This is a genomic window from Streptomyces sp. MnatMP-M17 (assembly GCF_900091995.1).
Taxonomy (GTDB): Bacteria; Actinomycetota; Actinomycetes; order Streptomycetales; family Streptomycetaceae; genus Streptomyces.
This window is the reverse complement of record NZ_FMDK01000801.1, coordinates 1-6,014: the sequence shown is the minus strand read 5'-3', so window position 1 is coordinate 6,014 and position 6,014 is coordinate 1. Positions and strand designations below refer to the sequence as shown.

At 69.8% G+C, this 6,014-nt stretch carries 6 protein-coding genes; 5 read left to right on the top strand and 1 reads right to left on the bottom strand.

All coding sequences use genetic code 11. The features are described 5' to 3' along the window. The 3 genes from GA0115259_RS42980 to argF form a co-directional block, all read left to right on the top strand. The coding region (locus GA0115259_RS42980; RefSeq protein WP_141716759.1) for a hypothetical protein at nt 1-103 on the top strand (103 nt) is incomplete at its 5' end. 162 nt (nt 104-265) lie between these two features. Beyond that, on the top strand, nt 266-1,498 hold the full coding sequence (locus GA0115259_RS30920; RefSeq protein ID WP_093603127.1) for an arginine deiminase: 1,233 nt from the start codon (nt 266-268) through the stop codon (nt 1,496-1,498). Between the two features lie 155 nt (nt 1,499-1,653). Further along, nucleotides 1,654-2,652 carry an ornithine carbamoyltransferase gene (gene argF / locus GA0115259_RS30915; protein ID WP_093603125.1) on the top strand — a complete coding sequence of 333 codons (999 nt, stop codon included), beginning with the start codon at nt 1,654-1,656 and terminating at the stop codon, nt 2,650-2,652. A 25-nt stretch (nt 2,653-2,677) separates the two neighbouring features. Here the strand turns inward: argF and GA0115259_RS30910 are convergent, their stop codons facing one another. Next, nucleotides 2,678-3,094, bottom strand: coding sequence for an ATP-binding protein (locus tag GA0115259_RS30910; RefSeq protein ID WP_345941048.1), 417 nt, complete (start codon nt 3,092-3,094; stop codon nt 2,678-2,680). Between the two features lie 366 nt (nt 3,095-3,460). Between GA0115259_RS30910 and GA0115259_RS30905 the strand changes: the two genes are divergently transcribed. Together GA0115259_RS30905 and GA0115259_RS30900 are read left to right on the top strand one after the other, a co-directional pair. Next, entirely contained in the window at nt 3,461-4,300 is an 840-nt protein-coding gene (locus GA0115259_RS30905) for an enoyl-CoA hydratase family protein (protein WP_093603123.1), read from the top strand. After that, a partial coding sequence (locus tag GA0115259_RS30900) for an oxidoreductase (protein WP_176732713.1) occupies nt 4,285-6,014 on the top strand: 1,730 nt, incomplete at its 3' end. The genes GA0115259_RS30905 and GA0115259_RS30900, both read left to right, overlap by 16 nt.

Sequence of the window (6,014 nt, the reverse complement as noted above, 5' to 3'; positions counted from 1 at the left end):
GCCCCGGGCCCGGCTGGCGGACGGCGAGCCGCTGTGGCGGATCCATGAGGCGGTCTTCGCGGTCCTGGCCCTGGAGTCGGAGCCGGTGGACCCACGGCTCTGACACCGCGCCCGGCTATGACGCCTGCCCGGCTCCGGCACCGCGCCCACCGCGCCCGGCTGTGACGCCGCGCCCGGCTCCGACATCGCGTCGTGGCCGGGCGCTGAGACCAGGGCCTCATCCGTTCACCGCGTGAACCGCGCCTCATGCGGTGAGGATGGGGACATGGGATTCCACGTCGACTCCGAGGCCGGGCGGCTGCGCCGCGTCATACTGCACCGGCCGGATCTGGAGCTGAAACGGCTCACGCCCGGCAACAAGGACGCGCTGCTCTTCGACGATGTGCTGTGGGTGCGGCGCGCCCAGGAGGAGCACGACGCGTTCGCGGCGGTGCTGCGCGACCGCGGAGTGCGCGTGCATCTCTTCGCCGATCTGCTGCGTGAGTCCCTGGAGCTGCCGGCCGCGCGGTGGCTCGTGCTGGACAGGGTCTTCGACGAGAAGGAGTACGGTCCGCTCGCCACCGGCCATCTCCGGGAGGCCTTCGACGGGCTGCCGACCGCCGAACTGGTCGAGGCGCTGGTCGGCGGGATGACCAAGCGGGAGTTCCTGGAGCGGCACGCGGAGCCGACCTCCGTCCGCTTCCATGTGATGGCGCTGGACGACTTCCTGCTCGATCCGCTGCCGAACCACATCTTCACCAGGGACACCTCCGCCTGGATCTACGACGGAGTGAGCATCAACGCCATGCGCTGGCCCGCGCGCCGGCGCGAGACCGTGCACTTCGAGGCGGTCTACAAGCACCATCCGCTCTTCACCGCGCCCGAGGCCGGTGCCTTCCACCACTGGTCGGAAGGGCAGGACGACTATCCGTCCACCATCGAGGGCGGCGATGTACTGGTCATCGGCCAGGGAGCCGTACTGATCGGGATGAGCGAGCGCACCACTCCGCAGGCGGTCGAGATGCTGGCCCGAGGGCTCTTCGCGGCCGGTTCGGCGACCACGATCGTGGCGCTGGACATGCCCAAGCGCCGGGCGTTCATGCATCTCGACACGGTGATGACGATGGTCGACGGCGACACCTTCACCCAGTACGCGGGCCTCGGCATGCTCCGCTCGTACACCATCGAGCCGGGCGGCGACGGCCGTGAACTGAAGGTCACCGACCATCCGCCGGAGCATATGCACCGAGCCATCGCGGCGGCGCTGGGACTGGCGGAGATCCGGGTGCTGACCGCCACGCAGGATGTGCACTCGGCCGCCCGCGAGCAGTGGGACGACGGCTGCAATGTGCTCGCCGTCGAGCCCGGTGTCGTCCTCGCCTACGACCGCAATGTCACCACCAACACCCACCTGCGCAGACAGGGCATCGAGGTGATCGAGATCCCGGGCAGCGAGCTGGGCCGAGGGCGCGGCGGGCCGCGCTGTATGAGCTGTCCGGTGGAGCGTGCCGCTGTGTAGTGCAGCCGCCGCGTAGTAGTAGTACGTACGGGTAGTACGTACGGCACCGCGCGGTCGGCGATCGTATAGCAATACGGGTAGTCGTATATAGTTCCATGGTCCCGGTATATGCCACCCTTACCACTCCCTTTATCTGTGCCCCAGGAGCAGCCACCATGGCGATACACCTCGCAGGCCGCCACTTCCTCAAGGAGCTGGACTTCACGGCCGAGGAGTTCCGCGGTCTGATCGAGCTCGCCGCCGAGCTGAAGGCCGCGAAGAAGGCGGATACCGAGATCCAGCGGCTGCGCGGCAGGAATATCGCGCTGATCTTCGAGAAGTCCTCGACCCGTACGCGCTGTGCCTTCGAGGTGGCGGCGGCGGACCAGGGCGCGGCCACGACCTATATCGATCCGGCGAGTTCACATATCGGGAAGAAGGAGTCGGCCAAGGACACGGCCCGGGTGCTCGGCCGGATGTACGACGGTATCGAGTTCCGCGGCGACGCCCAGACGACCGTCGAGGAGCTGGCCGCGCACGCGGGCGTACCGGTCTTCAACGGCCTCACGGACGACTGGCATCCCACCCAGATGCTCGCCGATGTGCTGACCATGACCGAGCACAGCGCCAAGCCTCTGACGGAGATCGCCTTCGCCTACCTCGGTGACGCCCGCTTCAACATGGGCAACTCGTATCTGATCACGGGCGCGCTGCTGGGCATGGATGTACGGCTCGTCGCGCCGCGCGCGTACTGGCCGGACGAGGAGATCGTCACCCTGGCCCGCAAGACCGCCGAGGAGAGCGGCGCGCGTCTCACGCTCACCGAGAGCATCGAGGAGGGCGTCGCGGGCGCGGACTTCGTGGCCACGGACGTCTGGGTGTCGATGGGGGAGTCCAAGGAGGTCTGGGACGAGCGGATCGCCGCGCTCGGTCCGTACTCCGTGACCATGGACGTCCTGCGTGCGACCGGCAATCCCGAGGTGAAGTTCCTGCACTGCCTGCCGGCCTTCCACGACCTCGGCACGGCGGTCGGCCGCGAGATCCATGAGCGCCACGGCCTGACCGAACTGGAGGTCACCGACGAGGTCTTCGAGTCGGCGCACTCCGTCGTCTTCGACGAGGCGGAGAACCGGCTGCACACGATCAAGGCGGTACTGGTCGCCACCCTTTCCTAGGGTCTGACCGGTCAGGGCCGGCCGGTCAGGAGGTGGGGAGTGTGAACCAGACCGCCTTGCCCTGGTCCGTGGGTCGGTGGCCGCATTCCGCGCTGAGTGTATGGATCAGCAGCAGGCCGCGGCCGTTCTCCTGCCAGGGATCGGGCATCGCGCCGAATCCCGGGCGCGAGAGATTCCCGGGCGGGGCCGGGTCGCGGTCGTGCACCTCGACCTGGCAGCCGGTGGGCAGCAGCTCCACGACCAGCTCGATCGGATCGCTCCCCGGCGTGTGCTTGATGGCGTTGGCGACCAGCTCCGCCGTGAGCAGCTCCGCGGTGTCGCTGTCGGTCCTGTCCGCGAGATGCGCGATCGCCGTCCGGACCAGAGCGCGGGCGAGCGGTACTGCTTCCGCACTGTGAGGCAGTGCGACACGCCAGGAAGGGAGGCCTGAGGTTTCCGGCACGGCGGGTGGTCCGATCGAGTGGTTCGGGGGGTGTCCTGAGTCTGAAGTGCTAGCGGCTCCAACCCTTACGGAGGGTAAGGGCGTGGGCAAGAGGCGGCGGCCCGCCGGACAAGGGACCTAGGTCCCGCCCGGATCGGGACCTTCGGCCCTCGGAATCCCTGGCGGATGGGCCCTTCGACGGGTACGGAAAGGGCCCCCGCGCGAGCGTGAGGTGGCCCGGGCGGCCCATGCGGCAGGTGGCGCAGGGTGATCGGGAGGCGGCTCCGGACCGGTGGCCCGAATCATATCGCGCGGTCGTGACGACAGTCACACACAAGTGATACCGTTCCGGCGAGGGACAGCGTCCGCTGAAGGAGGCCGTACTCCATGAGCCACTCCACGAGCCCGTTCACCGGCTCCGCGTCCCGTACTCAGGAGTGGCGCCATCTGCGGCTGACCTACGACGACGGAGTCGCGACCGTCACTCTCGACCGTCCGGCGAAACTCAACGCACTCACCTTCGGCGCCTACGCCGATCTGCGTGATCTGCTCACCGAGCTCTCCAGGGAGCGTTCCGTACGCGCCCTGGTGCTGGCCGGTGAGGGACGCGGCTTCTGCTCGGGCGGCGATGTGGACGAGATCATCGGCGCGACTCTCGGGCTGGACACCGCCCGGCTGCTCGACTTCAACCGGATGACCGGGCAGGTGGTCAGGGCGATCCGCGAGTGTCCCTTCCCGGTGATCGCCGCCGTGCACGGAGTCGCGGCGGGCGCCGGCGCCGTCCTCGCGCTCGCCGCCGACTTCCGGATCGCGGATCCCACCGCGCGGTTCGCCTTTCTCTTCACCCGTGTCGGGCTCTCCGGCGGTGACATGGGAGCGGCCTATCTGCTGCCACGGGTCGTCGGGCTCGGCCACGCGACGCGGCTGCTGATGCTCGGCGATCCCGTTCTTGCCGCCGAGGCCGAACGGATCGGGCTGATCAGCGAACTGACCGACGAGGGCGCCGCCGACGTACGGGCCACGGAACTGGCCCGCAGGCTCGCACGCGGCCCGGCTCTCGCGTACGCGCAGACCAAGGCCCTGCTCACCGCCGAGCTGGACATGCCGCTGGCCGCCGCCGTGGAACTGGACGCCGCCACCCAGGCGTTGCTGATGCACGGCGAGGACTACGCGGAGTTCCACGCGGCCTTCACCGAGAAACGCGAGCCGAAGTGGCGAGGGCGTTAGCGTTGCCGGGCGTGCGGCGTGTCGCGGTGATCGGTGGCGGGCCCGGCGGGCTCTATGCGGCGGCGCTGCTCAAACGGCTCGGTCCCGACCGCGAGATCACCGTCTGGGAGCGCAACGCCCCGGACGACACCTTCGGTTTCGGTGTGGTCCTCTCGGACGAGACACTCGGCGGTATCGAGCACGCGGACCCGGTCGTCCACCAGGCGCTCCAGAGCGAGTTCGTCCGCTGGGACTCCATCGACATCGTCCACCGAGGCCGGACGCTCACCTCGGGCGGCCACGGCTTCGCGGCGCTCGGCCGGCACCGGCTGCTGGCGGTTCTGCACGAGCGCTGTGCCTCCCTCGGCGTACGGCTCCGCTTCCGTACCGAGGCCCCGCCCGCCGCCGAACTCGCCGCCACCCACGATCTGGTGATCGCGGCGGACGGGATCCACAGCCTCACGCGCGACACCCACGCCGAGGTCTTCGGGCCGCGGATCACCACCCACCGCTGCCGCTATATCTGGCTCGCCGCCGACTTCGCCTTCGACGCGTTCCGCTTCGAGATCGCCGAGACCGCGCACGGCGTGATGCAGCTCCACGGCTATCCCTTCGCTGGTGGCGCTGGTGGCGCTGGTGGCGCCGACGGCATCGACAGCGTCGGCGGCCCTCAGAGCACCGTCATCGTGGAGATGCGTGAAGAGGTGTGGCGGGCCGCCGGGTTCGACCGGCTCGATGAGCGCCGGTCGGCCGAGCGGTGCGCCGCCGTCTTCGCCGAGGCGCTCGGCGGGCGGTCCCTGCGCTCCAACGCCTCCTCTTGGACCGCGTTCCGTACGGTCGTCAACGACCGCTGGAGCCACGGCAATACGGTGCTGCTCGGCGACGCCGCGCACACCGCCCACTTCTCCATAGGCTCCGGCACCAAACTCGCCGTCGAGGACGCCCTCGCGCTCGCCGCCTGTATCGAGGAGCGGCCCGATCTGCCGGCCGCGCTCGCGGCGTACGAGAGCGAACGCCGGCCGGTCGTCGCGTCCACACAGCGGGCCGCCGCCGCCAGTCTGCGCTGGTTCGAGGAGCTGGCCACGTATACGGACCAGCCGCCGCGCCAGTTCGCCTTCGGGCTGCTCACCCGCAGCCGCCGGGTCACCCATGACAATCTGAGGCTGCGCGATCCCGGCTTCACCAGGGCGGTGGAGAAGGACTTCGGCTGCCTGCCCGGCACACCGCCGATGTTCACTCCGTTCCGGCTGCGCGGACTGACCTTGCGCAACCGTGTCGTCGTCTCGCCCATGGACATGTACTCCGCGGTGGACGGCGTGCCCGGCGACTTCCATCTCGTCCATCTCGGCGCCCGCGCCCTCGGCGGCGCCGGTCTTGTGATGACCGAGATGGTCTGTGTCAGCCCCGAGGGCCGGATCACTCCTGGCTGCGCCGGTCTCTACACCCGCGAACAGGGCGACGGCTGGCGGCGGATCACCGACTTCATCCATGCCGGTTCGCCCGGCACGGCCATCGGCGTACAGCTCGGCCACGCGGGACGCAAGGGCTCCACGCGGCTGATGTGGGAGGGCATGGACGAGCCGCTGCCCACCGGCAACTGGCCGGTGGTCGCCGCCTCTCCGCTGCCCTACCGGCCGGGCGTCAGCCAGATACCGCACCAGCTCGACCGCCGCCAGCTCGACACCGTCCGTGAGCAGTTCACGGCGGCGGCCCGACGCGCCCGGCGCAGCGGGCT